This is a genomic window from Peredibacter sp. HCB2-198, assembly GCF_045999315.1.
Taxonomy (GTDB): Bacteria; Bdellovibrionota; Bacteriovoracia; order Bacteriovoracales; family Bacteriovoracaceae; genus Peredibacter.
In genome coordinates this window covers 1,141,311-1,156,356 of record NZ_CP174607.1, presented here as the reverse complement: position 1 = coordinate 1,156,356, position 15,046 = coordinate 1,141,311, and the positions used below count along the sequence as shown (strand labels likewise).

16 protein-coding genes are annotated in these 15,046 nt (G+C 42.2%); 10 read left to right on the top strand and 6 right to left on the bottom strand.

Annotated elements, in window-relative coordinates; all coding sequences use genetic code 11:
• Window positions 1–16: 16 nt before the first annotated feature.
• Genes lepB through ACJVC5_RS05940 form a run of 3 tightly spaced genes read right to left on the bottom strand, consistent with a single transcriptional unit; the run spans window position 17 to window position 2,694 of the window.
• Complete coding sequence (lepB, locus tag ACJVC5_RS05950) at window positions 17–817, bottom strand: signal peptidase I (RefSeq protein ID WP_408098452.1); 801 nt, start codon at window positions 815–817, stop codon at window positions 17–19.
• Window positions 818–829: 12 nt separating this feature from the next.
• Complete coding sequence (locus ACJVC5_RS05945) at window positions 830–2,089, bottom strand: penicillin-binding transpeptidase domain-containing protein (protein ID WP_408098451.1); 1,260 nt, start codon at window positions 2,087–2,089, stop codon at window positions 830–832.
• Window positions 2,090–2,097: 8 nt separating this feature from the next.
• The gene (locus ACJVC5_RS05940) at window positions 2,098–2,694 is read right to left on the bottom strand and encodes an RlmE family RNA methyltransferase (protein ID WP_408098450.1); all 597 of its coding nucleotides are present in this window, start codon (window positions 2,692–2,694) and stop codon (window positions 2,098–2,100) included.
• 56 nt (window positions 2,695–2,750) lie between these two features.
• On the opposite strand from ACJVC5_RS05940, the gene nth reads away from it, so the two are divergent.
• Window positions 2,751–3,422: an endonuclease III gene (gene nth, locus ACJVC5_RS05935; RefSeq protein ID WP_408098449.1), complete on the top strand. Its 672-nt coding sequence runs from the start codon at window positions 2,751–2,753 to the stop codon at window positions 3,420–3,422.
• Here nth and ACJVC5_RS05930 read toward each other — a convergent pair.
• The 3 genes from ACJVC5_RS05930 to ACJVC5_RS05920 form a co-directional block, all read right to left on the bottom strand.
• On the bottom strand, window positions 3,370–4,104 hold the full coding sequence (locus ACJVC5_RS05930) for an inositol monophosphatase family protein (RefSeq protein WP_408098448.1): 735 nt from the start codon (window positions 4,102–4,104) through the stop codon (window positions 3,370–3,372). The genes nth and ACJVC5_RS05930 overlap by 53 nt on opposite strands.
• Before the next feature lie 169 nt (window positions 4,105–4,273).
• Window positions 4,274–4,510, bottom strand: a complete 237-nt coding sequence (locus ACJVC5_RS05925; RefSeq protein ID WP_408098447.1) for a hypothetical protein — start codon at window positions 4,508–4,510, stop codon at window positions 4,274–4,276.
• A 122-nt stretch (window positions 4,511–4,632) separates the two neighbouring features.
• The gene (locus ACJVC5_RS05920) at window positions 4,633–6,087 is read right to left on the bottom strand and encodes a hypothetical protein (RefSeq protein ID WP_408098446.1); all 1,455 of its coding nucleotides are present in this window, start codon (window positions 6,085–6,087) and stop codon (window positions 4,633–4,635) included.
• Between the two features lie 315 nt (window positions 6,088–6,402).
• Here ACJVC5_RS05920 and fliD point away from each other — a divergent pair, with 315 nt between their 5' ends.
• The 9 genes from fliD to ACJVC5_RS05875 all read left to right on the top strand — a co-directional run bounded on the left by fliD (window position 6,403) and on the right by ACJVC5_RS05875 (window position 14,981).
• Window positions 6,403–7,788 (top strand): flagellar filament capping protein FliD, encoded by a 1,386-nt coding sequence (gene fliD / locus ACJVC5_RS05915; protein ID WP_408098445.1) that lies wholly within the window; start codon window positions 6,403–6,405, stop codon window positions 7,786–7,788.
• 33 nt (window positions 7,789–7,821) lie between these two features.
• Window positions 7,822–8,217 (top strand): flagellar export chaperone FliS, encoded by a 396-nt coding sequence (gene fliS / locus ACJVC5_RS05910; protein WP_321396106.1) that lies wholly within the window; start codon window positions 7,822–7,824, stop codon window positions 8,215–8,217.
• Window positions 8,217–8,564 (top strand): hypothetical protein, encoded by a 348-nt coding sequence (locus ACJVC5_RS05905; RefSeq protein WP_408098444.1) that lies wholly within the window; start codon window positions 8,217–8,219, stop codon window positions 8,562–8,564. Before fliS ends, ACJVC5_RS05905 begins: the two co-directional genes overlap by 1 nt.
• 2 nt (window positions 8,565–8,566) lie before the next feature.
• Window positions 8,567–9,913, top strand: coding sequence for a hypothetical protein (locus ACJVC5_RS05900; RefSeq protein ID WP_408098443.1), 1,347 nt, complete (start codon window positions 8,567–8,569; stop codon window positions 9,911–9,913).
• 23 nt (window positions 9,914–9,936) lie between these two features.
• Window positions 9,937–10,350 carry a hypothetical protein gene (locus ACJVC5_RS05895; protein ID WP_408098442.1) on the top strand — a complete coding sequence of 138 codons (414 nt, stop codon included), beginning with the start codon at window positions 9,937–9,939 and terminating at the stop codon, window positions 10,348–10,350.
• The gene (locus tag ACJVC5_RS05890) at window positions 10,302–12,011 is read left to right on the top strand and encodes a sensor histidine kinase (protein WP_408098441.1); all 1,710 of its coding nucleotides are present in this window, start codon (window positions 10,302–10,304) and stop codon (window positions 12,009–12,011) included. The genes ACJVC5_RS05895 and ACJVC5_RS05890 overlap by 49 nt, the downstream gene beginning before the upstream one ends.
• On the top strand, window positions 12,008–12,367 hold the full coding sequence (locus tag ACJVC5_RS05885) for a response regulator (protein ID WP_408098440.1): 360 nt from the start codon (window positions 12,008–12,010) through the stop codon (window positions 12,365–12,367). The genes ACJVC5_RS05890 and ACJVC5_RS05885 overlap by 4 nt, the downstream gene beginning before the upstream one ends.
• 2 nt (window positions 12,368–12,369) lie before the next feature.
• Entirely contained in the window at window positions 12,370–13,272 is a 903-nt protein-coding gene (locus tag ACJVC5_RS05880) for an NAD(+)/NADH kinase (RefSeq protein WP_408098439.1), read from the top strand.
• An 80-nt stretch (window positions 13,273–13,352) separates the two neighbouring features.
• Entirely contained in the window at window positions 13,353–14,981 is a 1,629-nt protein-coding gene (locus ACJVC5_RS05875; RefSeq protein ID WP_408098438.1) for a DNA repair protein RecN, read from the top strand.
• Window positions 14,982–15,046: the final 65 nt, after the last annotated feature.

The window sequence follows — 15,046 nt, the reverse complement described above, 5'->3', positions numbered from 1 at the left end:
AACGGGGCCTTCCTTTTTAATGAATAATTGTTCCAATTCTCCAAGGACGGAACTTCCATGATTCCTGCTCGTCCTCACTCCATGGCCAAGGCACTGAAAGCGAGAACCAAATCATAACGGCCTTACCTTTGATATGGCCGAATGGAACCGTTCCCCAACGACGAGAATCTGCTGAGAAGTCACGGTTATCACCCATCACGAAGTAGTTGTCCTTCGGAACGGTAAACTTGTAGTAGTTAGCAAAGTAATCGTTCCCCATATCAACTTGTGTGATGTGAGTCTTGTCTCCAGTTTTTGTTTCCATGAAACGGAACTGATAAGACTTATAACGATCATCCATATCTTCCAGGATCTTCTTCCCGTCCACGTCTTTGGTTTCGATTGGCTTGTTGTTTACGTAAACAACTTTGTCGATCACTTCGATCGTGTCACCCGGAAGACCAATCACACGCTTAATGTAGTTAAGGTTTGTGTCCTTTGGATATTTGAACACAATAACGTCCCCTCGCTCAGGAGTGCTTGGACCAGTTAGGTAAACCGGATCAGTGAACCAGTCACTGAAAGGAACTTTAAAACCGTAAGAGAACTTATTAACCAGGATAAAGTCACCAATTAATAGAGTTGGGATCATGGAGCCCGACGGAATTTTGAATGGCTCGAAAAGCACAGAACGGAAAACCAGAACAGAAAGAATGATCAAGGTAAATGACTTCACTTCCTTGATGAACTTCGCCTTCTTGTTAATAAGTGGCTGAGCGGCACCAGCAGCAACCTCTGGTGTAGGCGTAACAGTTTCAGGGTTAGAATTTTCTTCCATTAGGTCCACCTTTTATTTTTTTTGTGGATAAAGGTTCGCGTAGTAATACTCCATGATGTTTTTCGCCAAAAGCGGAGACTTGATGTACCACTTCTTCTGGTTAACGATCATGACACAAATTGAAATACCCTTATCATTTTTATCTTCAAGTGACTTGGCATAACTCACAAACCAGTCACGCTTTCCATATGGCTCACCACCAGTAAGACTTCCGGTCTTTCCGCCAATTTCAAGTTTTTCCAAAAGATACTTTGAGCGACGGAATGAAGAACGGGCCGTACCTTGAGTGATCGTGGCCATGAAAAGAGTTCTTAAATCTTCAGCAGTTTTAGGGGTCAGAACAATCTCGTCCTTCTTAATCGGAGGAAACATTGTTCTCTTATCAGAGATCCCTTCAAGTTGTTCGATCACAACCGGATAACGAAGAAGACCGCCGTTGGCCACCACTGAACCAATCACCGCACCATGCACCGGGCTCATCATGGTCTTGTTATTAAGACCTGAAGAGAACTCAGCAAGATTGTATTGATCCTGTGCCATATTAAAAACTGATGGAGCAAGATTCACACCTTCCAGAAGTCTGCGGTTGAAGCCAAACTTCTCCGCCATCTTTTTAAGACCGGCAGGAGTGAGGTTTTCAATGGCAGTACGACCGAAGATGACATTGTTAGAAGTTGCGAAGGCCTTTTCTAAATCAAGAGTTCTCACCCAACGGCGAGGACCGTTTGGTTCTTTTAGCTGGCTACGATAAAGAGTCGTCGAACGGCCAGTAAAGTGAAACTCGGTATCAGTTTTAATGTGAGTGTTTTCTAAAAGATCGGCCGCTGTAATGACTTTAAAAATACTGGCAGCAGGGTGAGTGGTAGAAAAGGCCAGGTCTCGACCAAAAATATTCTGCGAGCGAGCGTAATCCACTGCCGCGAGAATTTTTCCGGTCTCGTTGTCCATGACCACAACAGACGTATAGTCCGGCCTATAAAGGGACAATTGCTTCTTAATGAACGTCTCCAGTTCATCGTTGAAGGTGTACTTAACGTGGTACTTTGAACTGTCGTAATCGATTTGATCTACCCAACTTTGGTGACGAGACACGATCTTGCTCCAATCATCTGCAACAGGATCCGGCTTCACCGGAGTGGCAGGTTGAGAGAAAAGTGTGTTGTCCTTAATAAAATTGAGATTTCCCCAAGCAGGGAAAGTAGCCAGCGCGACCACGCCTAGAACGCCTAGAAGAGCAAAGTTGCCTTTGCGGTTTAAATCCTTAAAAACCATGAAAGAGATTATGCCTTAAAACTCTTTCCAATGACAAAAAATTCTTTGCTAATACTGCGGGTAGATTTGGGCTTCAGATAATGGAACTCTTTAAACAGGTTTTTCTGCTCTTTCAGATAGTTTTGAGCGTTCTGAGAGTCGAAAACCTTAATGACGAAGTTTCCACCTGGTTTTAAGAAACGAGGAAGAAGTCCAAAGACTGATTCAACGAGATTAAGACTGCGGTCTTGATCCAGAGATTTGATCCCAGTTGTGTTTGGCGCCATGTCAGACAGAACCACATCGAACTGACCATCCACTTCTAACTGGCTAAGATCATGAATATCGAAAATATCTTTTTGATAAACGCGCACGTTTTTTACGCCAGATAATTTTTTATTAACCTCGCGGACATCAATTCCCACCACACGGCCTTCATCACCAATCACACGACTGGTGTACTGAATCCATGATCCTGGATGATAACCGAAGTCAACCACTTGCATGCCTGGTTTAAGGATCTTGTATTTCTCGTCGATCTCTTCCAGCTTATAAACTGATCGGGCAAGGAAGTTTTCACTTTTTGCCTTATTAAAATAGTGGTCTTTGACTTTAAAATTACTCATAGCCTTTCCTTCTAGCAGGCTTTGTCGATTTAGGCCAACTTTGCTACTTTAAGAGCATGAAAAAATCTGAACTTGCCTCTGTAGTGTATGAACGACTCTCTAAGGTCCATCCCGACGCCCATTGCGAACTAAATCACTCTAATCCATTTGAATTACTAGTGGCCACCATCCTATCAGCTCAGTGTACCGACGCTCGCGTGAACATGGTGACCCCGGCCCTCTTTAAAAAGTACCCAACTCCTGAAAAAATGGCGAAAGCGAAACTCGAAGATATGGAAGAGGCAATTAAGTCCATTAACTTCTTTCGTAACAAAAGTAAGAGCCTCATCGGCTGTGCTCAGGACCTCGTGGCCCTTCATAAAGGCCAAGTTCCCAAAACGGTCGAAGAGCTGAGTGAACTTCCGGGTGTGGGTCGCAAAACCGCCAATGTGGTGTTAGGTAACGCTTTCAATATCAATACTGGGATTGTGGTTGATACTCACGTAAAACGAACTGCAGCTCTTCTAGGACTCACGAAAGAAACTGAGCCAGAGAAAGTCGAGCAAGATCTCATGAAGCTCTTTCCAAATGAGCAGTGGACAATGCTTTCGCACCTTCTCATTTTCCTTGGACGCCGCACTTGTATTGCCCGCCGTCCACAATGTGATCTTTGTAATTTGAAAGATGTCTGTGCTTCTACGGGTAAATCTTTGAAAGCTCCGAAAAAAGCTTCTCGTGGCACCAAATAAGAGGAGGCTCGTAGAGCTTCCTTACGTCTTTGACTTCTTTTCCCTGAGAGTAAAATTTTAGACCTGCCTGCTGACATAGTATTGTTCCACCTGCAATGTCCCAGATGTTTTTCGGACGAAGACTGACAACATAATCACATTTCCCATAGGCAAGACGACCAAGCTTATAAGCAATACTACCTACCGCTTGAAGTTCGAATCTCTCGGTGAATTTGTTTGTAAAAAGCCCCTGTTTCCACTCAGAGCGAGACACTTCTCCACGGTAAGTGGATTTCTTGGGAAATTCAAATTTCGAAGGAGCATCGAAGAGTTCCTGGGTCAAAGGATTATAGACCCAGCCTTCACCTTCAAACTTATCTGTATTAAATAATCCAATTGAAAGGGCCCACTCGGGACGACCTTCGATATACTCACGAGTTCCATCCAAAGGATCCAGAGCAAGTAAAGGAAAGTTCCAATCAGAAAACTTCTCTTCAGAGTAAAAGGTCACACCTTTAAAGTGACGCTCCATTAGAAGTTCTACATGGGAAGATAAAAACAAATCGAGTTCAGTAACAGGTGAACCATCTTGCTTGAATTGAATGTCTGCTTTTGGGTATCGGCGCACGAGATCATTAATGGCCGACAATTCTGCAACCATAATTTTGGCCAAAGAATTGCTCAAAAAATGCTGTTTATCCACAAATCATCCCCAGTTTTCCACAATGGTTTTTGTTGTAATTTCTAAACTGTTCTTACACTGCACCGATTCACTATAACAATTTCAAGCACATAAAAAAAGGGAACCTGCGGCTCCCTTTTCGTTTTTTTCTCTCCAATTTCTTGACTAAATTAGTTTTCCACAAATTTAATTAACCAGCTTCATACAAGGCCAGCATCTCTATATATCCGTCTTGGGCCATTGATAGAGCGAAAACTCCATCACTTGCAGTCGCCTCAGCATCCACAACATCAGTCACTAACTTCACACCTGAAGCATCGACATAGACAAATGGTTGATCTGGATTACGGGATTTTTGAGACGAGAAATGTTGATAGCAAGACGAGAAATCTTTGAAAACAGTAGCGGTTAAGGGTGCCTTGTACAAAAGTCCTCCTTGATCGCGATGAAGAGATTAATTCTCTTCTCGTTCTTACAAATATTGTAACAACTCTCCTGAATTCGGCGCAAAAGAATTATTTAAAAAGTAAGTAAATCTAAGATCTTAACTTATGGCCCACGATTGATTAGCTCAACTATATCCGGCGGTGATTCATAGAAGTTGTACATGATTCTAATGCGTCCTTCGAAGTGAGAATCTAGAAGACACAGGATCACATAAATCATGTAGATGAAATTTCGCCGCGAACGAAGTCGCGAGATTGATTGAAAAATCCACTCGAGGGGAAGAATACACAAGAAGACAACGAACCACAAAAGACCAAAGCTCTGTGCGATATCTTTATCGACAGTAAGCGAGAGCACAATAAGGCATAGGACAAGAATGCTAAATTCACGCAGTCGTTTTACGTCGAGAGTTAACACTGTAAGTGTTTTTCGCTCTGGCTTGAAATTCATAATCAGAAGCGACACTAGACCCAAAAACGAGAGAGCGTAAAAGGCCTTACGCTTAATGACCACTGATAAATAAGAGCCAAATTGTTTGAGCGTGAAGGCATTTTCAAAGAACCTCAGATCAATGTGGGTGATCATGGTTATCAGAATGAGAAACATGCCAAGCGAAGTGTATTTCACAAATTGTGAACGATACCAATCCGTACTTTCTTTTAAGAAGAAGAAATAGAGGAGGGCCAGTCCCACTGGAAATAAAAAAATATTATTATAGTTTAGTACCACTCCGGTGTAACAAAGAAGCCCGTACATAAGACCAGAACGATAGGTTGAACTTTTCACACACCAAAGAATCGACCACACCCATAAAACAGAGAAGCAAGTGGCGGCACCAATATAAGGATCTTTCTTTAAGAAGAGCGCAAAAGACCAGGTCGAAACCAGAGCAAAAAGTCCCAAAATCGAAAGCCTTCTGGACATAAAAAAGCGCATGATTCCATAGAACGCCAGGAGATACAGCCCAAAGTTTACGAAATAAAAATGCATACTCCATCCAAGATTCACCAGATGTGGGAATCTCCGGAACGGATAGAAATTCATGAAGAGGTAGTTCCAGATTTGCGAATGCATTTTCTCTTCTGGATCTACGATGAGTTTGAATGTCTCTAGATTACTAAAGAATGGAAAGCTCGGCATGCTGGTAATGAACATGGCAAGGGTCAGAAACAATACCGTCTTCTCAAATGAGTCGAGATATTTATATTCCGTAAACTGCGTCGATACAGATTCTTCAATGATCTTTCCTCGTGTGGGCCATGAGTAAAAAAGTCCCAGGATCACGAAAAAGCCCCAAAAGAAATGTCGAACAATCCCCTCTGGGATAAAAGTCATGATGTTAAATATAATCATCATGGTGGCATTACCAATAAGGACCCGATAAAGAACACGGTCGATACTTGAGTTCGCGCGGAAGTAAATTTTTAAACGATGATCAATCTCTTTACCTAATAAATACCATTGGCCCGCCATGAAAACGATGTAGGCCAACATCAAAAGAGATTGAACGAAGATATTAATCTCTAGGGTCTTCTGGATCCAAACAGGCAATAGCAAAAAAGAAAAATAGATAAGTAGTCGATTTATAAAGAACTTCGACTTTTCCCACATAATATTTGAGTTTTTCGCTAAAGCATTTTCCATATTATCCGATCAGAACAGTGGGACTTTAAAAAAGCTCCCAGACCTATAGACTGATTTTGAAGAAGAGAGAGGGAGTTGTTCACCTTCTCTCTTTTTCCTTTTAAGTAGATATCATTCTACAGCAGTTTCTTCCCGCTTGCGACAACTAACCCACATGCTACGATTTATACTGGGTAGATAGGAATTTTACCCGACTCCAATCATCTCTTACTTTCATGGAGGAAAGATTTGGGGATTTCGTTCGGATCAATCAATTCAGGTCTGCCTAAGGACATTGTTCAGCAAATTGTTGAAGCTGAAAAAATTCCTCTTCAGCAGATGGAAACCCGTAAGGGAAAGATCAACGACAAAAAGTCTCTCGTGCAACAGCTTACTACGCTGGTGGAAAACATGCGTGGTGAAATTCTTAAAAATAAAAACGCCCGATCTCTCCGTGAATTGGCCATTAATACCGGCGACAGCAAACACATCAATGTGACGGCAGATAAAAACATCGCAGACCCCGGTAAATACCAATTAGAAGTCGTTCAACTCGCTCAAAAATCTTCCGCCATCAGCAATGGCGTGGAAGACAAAGATAAGACCTATGTTGGTGTAGGTTATATTCGTGCGGTTCTTCCGAATGGAGAAGAAAAAGAAATCTACGTGGATGAAGAGCACGCCACATTGAGCGGGATTGCAAAGCTCATTAATGGTGACGCCGAACTTGGCATGAAGGCCAATGTCGTGAACGATGGTAAAGACTCAGATGAGCCTTGGCGCTTAATTGTTTCATTAACTGAGACCGGTGATAACAACCGAGTTGAATTCCCTTATCTTTACTTGGTGGATGGTGAAGTCGATCTTTACTTTGAACAAGAGCGCCCTGCTCAGGACGCTAAAGTAAAACTCGATGGATTTGAAATTGAAGTTCCAAGCAATAAAGTCACTGATCTCATTCCAGGTGTGACGATTGATCTTAAAAAGGCCCTGCCTGGTGAAGAGATCAATATCGAAATTACCGAAGACGTTCAGAAGATCGGTGGTAAGGTCAACAGCCTCATTGATAACATCAACAACGTTTTAAAATTCATTAAAGAGCAAAACTCACTCGATGAAAAAACCGATACCTCACGAACTCTGGGTGGTGACTCAACACTTACTACCATTGAAAGCAGAATTCGTTCGGCGGTTTTCACATCGGTGATGACAGATACGGGACCTATGCGAATGGGTGACCTGGGTGTGACCTTCCAACGTGATGGTCTTTTGAAATTCGATCAGGCGAAATTTGAGGCGGCCCTTTCAAAAAATTATAAGTCAGTGTCACAAACTCTGACTGGTAAGTATTCACTTGAAGGTGGTAAATCCAAAGGTTTCATCGACATTCTCGATGACACTGCCCAGACCCTGCTTTCTCAACCCACAGGTGTTCTACCAACACGTAAGGGTGGTCTACAAAGCCAAATCAATCAGATTGATCGTCAGATCGCCAATCGTCAGCGAATCATTGGCCAAAAGGAAGAAATCCTGAAGGCGAAGTTTGCCCGACTGGAAGAGACAATTTCTAAAATCAAAGGTCAGGGTGCGGGACTTGCAGGTTTTGCCGCCCCACCGGGCATTCAGCAATTATGATAAAATAGTAAGCGACATTGGAGGAGGGTCCAAATGAGCTACGGTTTAGGTGCATATAAAAAGACATCTGTAGAAACAGCAAGCAAGGAACAAATCCTGCTTATGCTTTACCAAGCGGCCATTAAAAACTGTAAGAAGGCCATCGAAGCAATCGAACAAAAGAACGTTGCTAAGAAGGGCGAGTACATCGGCAAAATGCAAGACATCATCGTTGAACTGTCTAACAGTCTCGACTTTGAAGTTGGTGGTGAAGTGGCAAAAGAACTTGCTTCACTTTATGACTATATCCTTTATTCAAGTACACAGGCGAACATCAAGATCGAAAAGAGCCATCTTGAAGGCTGTCTGAAAGTACTTAACACTCTTTACGATGGTTGGACCGAGGCGATTAAAAACCTTAAAACCCAAACACCAGTTAAGAGCGCTTAATGGATAAACTAACCCTCCTCTTCGAAGAATTCATTATGAAGGCGATCACGATGACCGAGGCCATCTTGGAGTGTGACTTTTCACAAGGCACACAACTGGATTCCTTCACGGCCAATCGTGAGCGCTTGCTCCAAATCATTGATAAGATCTCTGTTCAAATCAACTGGAACGAAGTGACAGACGAGAAACGTGCTGACCTTAACCGCCAGATTGATTACATCAAAAAGCTGGATGAGAAACTCCTGGTAAAACTCCAAGAGTATCAGGCCTCACTTAAGCTTGAGATCGAACAGACTGCCCGCAGTCGCGAAAACATCAAGGGCTACAACCTGAATGATGTGAAGTAGCTGTGAAAAAGCTATTAATCATCCAACAAGACGACGCTTACTTTTTATTTGAGACCATTCAGGTCCTCGAAAAATATCAATCTCATTTAAAAGATTTCGAACTGACGCTTCTGGTGAATGAAGAAGCGTTCGGCATTGTTTATGACCGTACGTCTCCGGTCTTGACGGGCTTTACGACAGACACAAAAAAGGCCCTGGCCTCTCGTTATGACATCAGCGTAAACCTTTCATTAAAAGAAACCAGTTGGGAAATTCACGGCAGCGTGAACGCTATTTCTAAGATTGGTCCTCATCTCAAAAATGGTGAACTCGTTGTTCCGGATCTTTGGTCTTCATATCTACTGACCCTTAAGGCCCGAGCGCCATTTCTGACTTTTCATTTACAAGACGTTTATCGAAACATTTTGGGTCTTCGTGGAAATCTACGTGGACAAGAAAGAACAGGTTCAATTCGTCAGATCGCTTACGGAATGACGAGCACGAGTTTGTTTCCTTCCGCCGAGCAGGAAGAATTTATTAATCTTCTGACTCAAACCTATTCTCATATTCAAGTTAAAGACATCTCTGAAATTGATCTCGTTTCAGATGTTTCACATACGCTTTACATAGGTCCGGCCACTCTCTCGGCGATCAAATTTTGTGAAGCTGGGGGACGGGGAGTTTTTCTCTCTTCAAACTTCCAGGGTTTTAATCTTCTCCCATATGGTGAAGGTCATTTCTTCATCAGCTCTAAGACAAAAACTTTTAAGGCCAATGCACTTTTGCCTTTAGTGTCACCGGTGATTGAAAATAAAGAACGCGCACTTGATTCAGAATATGCGGTTTACAGTACTGATCATGAAAATATTTTTGGCGCCTATTTAAAGGGCCATACAAATAGTGATGATCATTATCCGTTCTATCAGTCACATCTGGTGCTCTGGAACTTTCTCTTGAATCTCTTTGACGTGAATCTGGAAGTGATCAAATGCCTTCCTTCACAAATTGATCTTCTTAAGACTCATCATGAGGTGCTCACTAAATTTTTACGCCTTCATGACTATGCCATGGTTTCCATTGATACCGTTTATCATGAATCTAAGGCCCAGACTTCTGACGCCCATAAAATCGAAGGACATCTTAAAAACCTTCGCGAAATTGATGTCGTGGCCGAACAAATTTCTGCTTCTCATTCGCTCCTAAGACCGTTTTTAGATTTCTACCGTATCCGTCGCGGCCAAAATGGCGGTCAAACTCTCCATGAGCAGGCCCAAAACAGTTTTCTGACCTATTCCGAAGAACATCAGGCCCTTGAGGCCCTCCATGAATTATTTTCTGTGACATTAAAAAGAAACGAAGTTAACATTTGATTATAAATATCAGGGATGGACTTATGTCAGGGATGACTTCTCCTTCTTATAATCAAGATTTCCTCGTTGACACTATTGGGTTAACCTTAGAGTTTTTATCAGATATTCTCCTCGACATTCAGACCATTGGTGAGTTTAATCCGGAACGCGAGTTTTTCTGGAACCGTAAGGTCAGCAAGCTCACCCAGGACATTGGCCAATTTGTGGAACTCACCACCTTATTGTCTAAAACCATCATGGCCAGGAAGCAGCAAACCATCAAAGGGATCAAAGAGTCTCACATCCATCTGTTGTTTATTCTTAAGGCAATGAACCAGGCGCAAACAAAGCAGGACCTGGTGGCATTGGAAGAATTGATTAAGTATGAATTAAAAGATAACTTAACCCAGTGGAAAATAGACCTAATACCTCAGACCAAGAAACTTCTGAATACGTAAAGTTATTCATTGATCCCGTCATACTTACTGATTTTGAAAACCTGAATCTTTCGCGTTTTAAATTAGTAGAGGAGACGGAATCTCAAATCGCGCTCTTCAAAAAAGGTGACAGACTTTGGGTGAATTTCGCCGATGGCGAGCACTGTGATTTTCCTTATTACCGTAAAAACATTGTTTGCACACTTGATGGTGCCATGGTGGAGTCGGGCCTTCTGACCCGCAGTGATGCTTTTGATAGCTTCATTAAGACCACTCAAGGGATCGAGAAAAAAATCTATTCCAGCGTTTCATTGAATCCCGGAGAAAATGTCAAAGACCTTTGGGATGAAATCATTAAGAAAGTAAATCTCATCTCCAACGAGTCTCACAGTCTCCGTAGTCTGGTGGAAAAACTTTTGGATGTTCCTTTCCTTCAAAAGTTTGAAAGTTCTATTATTATTCTTCACCTTAAAGGGCAGACCAAGGCAGAGCTCTTGGGCACTATCTGGAGAGGAGAGAAGACTCAAAGTTTGGTTGAAGTTAAAGAATTTAACGCCTTCTTCAACTCAATCAAAAAATCCAAGATTAAATCTTTCTCGACTGATTCCTTCAACAAGATGAACCTTCCTTTCAATGGAAGTTTCCTTGCGAAAGAAGTGATGTCCCGTAAATACTCCCTGGTAGCAGTGGTTTCTCGTCATGACTTTTTAAGTTACAGCAAAGATGAGATTGAACTTTTTGAGACTTGTATTGATCTTCTACAGCCTCACTTTGAGCGTCTGATTGATCAGGAGTTCTCGGATAAACGAATTTCTGAGCTTCGCGTGTGCTTGAAAGACTTTCCGCTTCCACTTCGCATCCGTGATGGTGTGACGGGGACTTCGTTCATGAACGATCTTTACACCAGCGAGCTTCAAGAAAAAGACATCTTCTTTAATAAGAAAGTTGAAGGTCCCTTTACTTTAGATCTGTATGACAGTGATGAACTTCGTCACTATGCTTTCGATCTGTTCCACTTTCAGCGTATTTCCCTTCTGGGGGAGCTACTAAATACCCTTCGCCACGAATTGAGTAATCCACTCTTCGGTCTAAAACTTGGTTCGCAGCTTTTTGCAACCATGGACGTGAGCACCGACAGTAAAGAACTTATGGCGGAGATCCAGAAAAACATTAATCGCTGTCAGGTGATCATTGAGAACTTCTCAAACCTTTATCAGGTCCAGACAGAAACTAAACCGGTCTCAATCAAAAAGATCGTAGATGAATCTATTACTCTGTCTAAAAGCGAAGGCCGTGAAGTCAGAAAGACCATCGAATACAAAGACAATACTGAAAACTTAATGTTGGATGTTCCCCTTATTTTCGTGGTTCAGATTCTTTTTAACCTAATTGTAAACGCTGCTCAGGCCATGAAAAATATGACCACTCCTCGCCAAATTGAACTTACCGTAAGTACAGACGCAGGATCAGTGTTTATTGATGTCATTGATAACGGCCCAGGTATTCCTGAAGACAAATGCTCTCAGCTCTTTAAACCATTTTTTACCACTAAATCTCAGGGTACTGGACTAGGGCTGGTGCTCTCTCGAAATCTGGCGGTAAAAATGGGTGGTAATTTAGAATATTTGGTTAATAATAACGGTAAAGGCGCCCACTTCAGGCTGACGCTACCTAGAACATGAACACCATTTTGATTATTGAGGACGAGATCCTCATTCAACAATCTCTTAAGAAGCTTTTTGAGCGTCGTGGGCTCAAAGTGGACGTATCTGCCAGTGGGAAAATCGCCATTGATCTTATTCTGAACAATCACTATGACCGAATCATCTGTGATCTTATGCTTCAGGACATCTCAGGTTTCGACGTAATCGAAGAATCTAAGAAGAAGTTCTCCGCAGAAGAGATCAGCAAGAAGTTCGTCATCATGACTGCTTATAATTCTCCTCAAGTTCTTTCTCGCGCCAATGCTTATCAATGTCGTTTACTTAATAAGCCGTTTGATGACCTCGAAGAGGCCATGCGGACCATGACGGAATAAACATGAAGAAACCTTCGTTCAAAATTATCGGTATCACGCTTAAGCCAAATTCCACTCCGGAATTTTATAATCTGTTACCGAATTTGTGTGCCTGGCTTCTTCGTCGTAAAAAACAAGTGGTCTTCCGTGAAGAAGACAAAGAACGCGTTCATAAATTTTTCAAACAAAAATCCACTGATGGTCTGGAGTTTTGGAACTCTAAGAACTTTCACAATAAAGTCGATCTCATGTTTTCTCTGGGTGGAGACGGAACTCTGATTGGTGCTTGTCGCCGAATCAATACTAAGATTCCGGTTCTGGGAATTAATCTGGGCCGCTTAGGATTCATTACTGAGTTTAACAAGAACGAATACTTTGATCGCCTGACTGACATCATGGAAGGGAAGTACGAGACCACGACCAAGCCCCTGTTCCATGTAAGCATTTCTAAAAAAGGCGAGGAGCACTTCTCCGATTATTTCTTTAACGATGCTGTTCTCGCTAAAAACGATATCGCACGCATGATTTATCTTCGTGCAGAAATGGGCCATGAGCACATTTATAACCTTGCAGGTGATGGCATTATTATTTCGTCACCGATGGGTTCAACTGCCTACTCAATGGCGGCCGGCGGTCCTATTGTTCATCCGGACGTTAAAGGACTTGTTCTTACCCCAATTTGCCCGCACTCATTAATTCACCGTCCTTTTGTCGTACCAGATACTGCCCCTATTCAATTAAAAATTCTTCCTCCGCATCATTCTGTGACTTTGACCCTTGATGGCCAGGTGGCCATTAATGTAGATGAGCAGGATGTAGTGACGATTAACGGTTCTAAAGTGAAAAAGATCACCCTGATTAAGAACCCTGAGCGCCTGTATTTTGAAACAATTAGAGATAAATTTGTCTTTTCTAAAAAAGATTAAACTGGTCCTACGTAAAAACTACGGAAATATATTGACTCATACGTAGACTATCCGTAATATTGTTCTCAAGCGAGGACAATATGGACGCCAAATTCCATCTCAAAAATCTAGTCATTCAAAATTTCGCCACCTTTAAAAATCAAAGTATCCGCTTTCGTCCCGGCTTTAATGCCATTATCGGTGAGACCGGTTCTGGTAAAAGCCTTGTCCTCGATGCTCTTCAGCTTATTCTCGGTGGCAGGGCCGACAAAAAGGTCGTGCGCCGTGAAACTGAATGCGCTCTCATTGAAGCTTCTTTCACCTGCAACGATGACAAAGTTAAAGCGTTTCTGGAATCAGAAGGCTTTCCTATTGAAGGGAATGAAATTGTCATTAAACGACTTATTTATAAGAACGGCACCACCAAGACCTATATCAATCATTTAACTTGTACGGTGACGTTCCTCGCGAGCTTTGCCCGGAAGTTTATTGATCTCGTAGGCCAATTTGAAAACCAGAAACTTCTTTCTGAAAGTTATCAGCTCTATCTGCTGGATCACTACTCAAAGCAGTTACCAGATCTTGCCATTTACCAAGAGGGACTGCGAGAACTCAAGGCCCTTAAAAAAGAACAAAGTGAATTAATTCAATCGAAGACCCATCGAGAACAGAGATTGGATTATTTAAATTTTCAACTTCAGGAGATTGAGAAACTCAATCCCTCCTCCCAGGATGAAGAAGATCTCCTGAAGAAGAAAAATTTATTAATGAACATCGAGAAGACCCAGAAGCTTTGCTTTCAAGTTAAAGAAAGTTTTGATGGCAACGATGGCATTCCTGGAATTTTGGGACAGCTTAAATTTTTAAATTCCCTCTTCTCAAAAAATCCTGATCTCTTTCAGGATCAGATGGAACTACTCTCCGAAATTGATGATCGAGTTCATAACCTAAACGATATTGTCGATCGAAAACTCAATATGGAAGTGGATCCGGCCGACCTCGAAGGAGTTTTGGATCGTCTGGATTCGTATCAGCGACTTAAAAAGAAGTTCGGTGGAAACGTGGAGACCATTCTTCAGACTCAAGTGGAATTCTTAAAAGAAAAGAACACATTGGAAAGCCTCGAAGTTAATTGTGATGAGTTGGAAGGGAAGATCCTGACTTTGCATAAAAAACTTATGTCTCAAGCTGAAAAGCTTCACAAGACCCGCTCTCAGTTTTGTAAAAAACTAAGTACTGAGCTGACCCAAAAAGTGCGCCAACTCAAAATGAATGGGGCCACGATTAGGCTTGATCTTGAATCACTAGAAGAGCTAACTGACACTGGCTTCTCTCGAGTACATTTCCTGGCAGAAACCAACCCTGGCGAAGGTTACTTCAAAATTAAAGACATTGCCTCTGGTGGTGAGCTTTCAAGAATTCTCCTGAGTCTTAGACAAATTCTGGCCAGTGATGATTCTATCAGTATCTTCCTCTTTGATGAGATTGATACCGGAATCGGGGGTGATACTGCAAACAGCATCGGCAAGGCCTTGGCCGAAGTCGCGGCCCATGGACAAGTGATTGCGATTACTCACCTTCCTCAGATCGCTCAATTTGCGGAAAGCCTCATTATTGTGAACAAGGACATTCAGTCTCAGGACAAAGAAGCGAGAACCGAATCTACCGTGAAAGAAATTTCAGGGAAAATGATTCAGAAAGAAGTGAGATCAATGGCGCAATTATCTTAAGATTCACTTTGTTCTCTTCGCTTCCAGCTTCGAGACCCTTCGGGCTGCTTACGCATACAAGTTAG

What these genes read in the sequence shown, in the direction of transcription:
- lepB (WP_408098452.1), bottom strand. Translation starts at nt 817, where the DNA reads ATGGAAGAAAATTCTAACCCTGAAACTGTTACGCCTACACCAGAGGTT.
- ACJVC5_RS05945 (WP_408098451.1), bottom strand. Translation starts at nt 2,089, where the DNA reads ATGGTTTTTAAGGATTTAAACCGCAAAGGCAACTTTGCTCTTCTAGGC.
- ACJVC5_RS05940 (WP_408098450.1), bottom strand. Translation starts at nt 2,694, where the DNA reads ATGAGTAATTTTAAAGTCAAAGACCACTATTTTAATAAGGCAAAAAGT.
- nth (WP_408098449.1), top strand. Translation starts at nt 2,751, where the DNA reads ATGAAAAAATCTGAACTTGCCTCTGTAGTGTATGAACGACTCTCTAAG.
- fliS (WP_321396106.1), top strand. Translation starts at nt 7,822, where the DNA reads ATGAGCTACGGTTTAGGTGCATATAAAAAGACATCTGTAGAAACAGCA.
- ACJVC5_RS05905 (WP_408098444.1), top strand. Translation starts at nt 8,217, where the DNA reads ATGGATAAACTAACCCTCCTCTTCGAAGAATTCATTATGAAGGCGATC.
- ACJVC5_RS05895 (WP_408098442.1), top strand. Translation starts at nt 9,937, where the DNA reads ATGTCAGGGATGACTTCTCCTTCTTATAATCAAGATTTCCTCGTTGAC.
- ACJVC5_RS05885 (WP_408098440.1), top strand. Translation starts at nt 12,008, where the DNA reads ATGAACACCATTTTGATTATTGAGGACGAGATCCTCATTCAACAATCT.
- ACJVC5_RS05880 (WP_408098439.1), top strand. Translation starts at nt 12,370, where the DNA reads ATGAAGAAACCTTCGTTCAAAATTATCGGTATCACGCTTAAGCCAAAT.
- ACJVC5_RS05875 (WP_408098438.1), top strand. Translation starts at nt 13,353, where the DNA reads ATGGACGCCAAATTCCATCTCAAAAATCTAGTCATTCAAAATTTCGCC.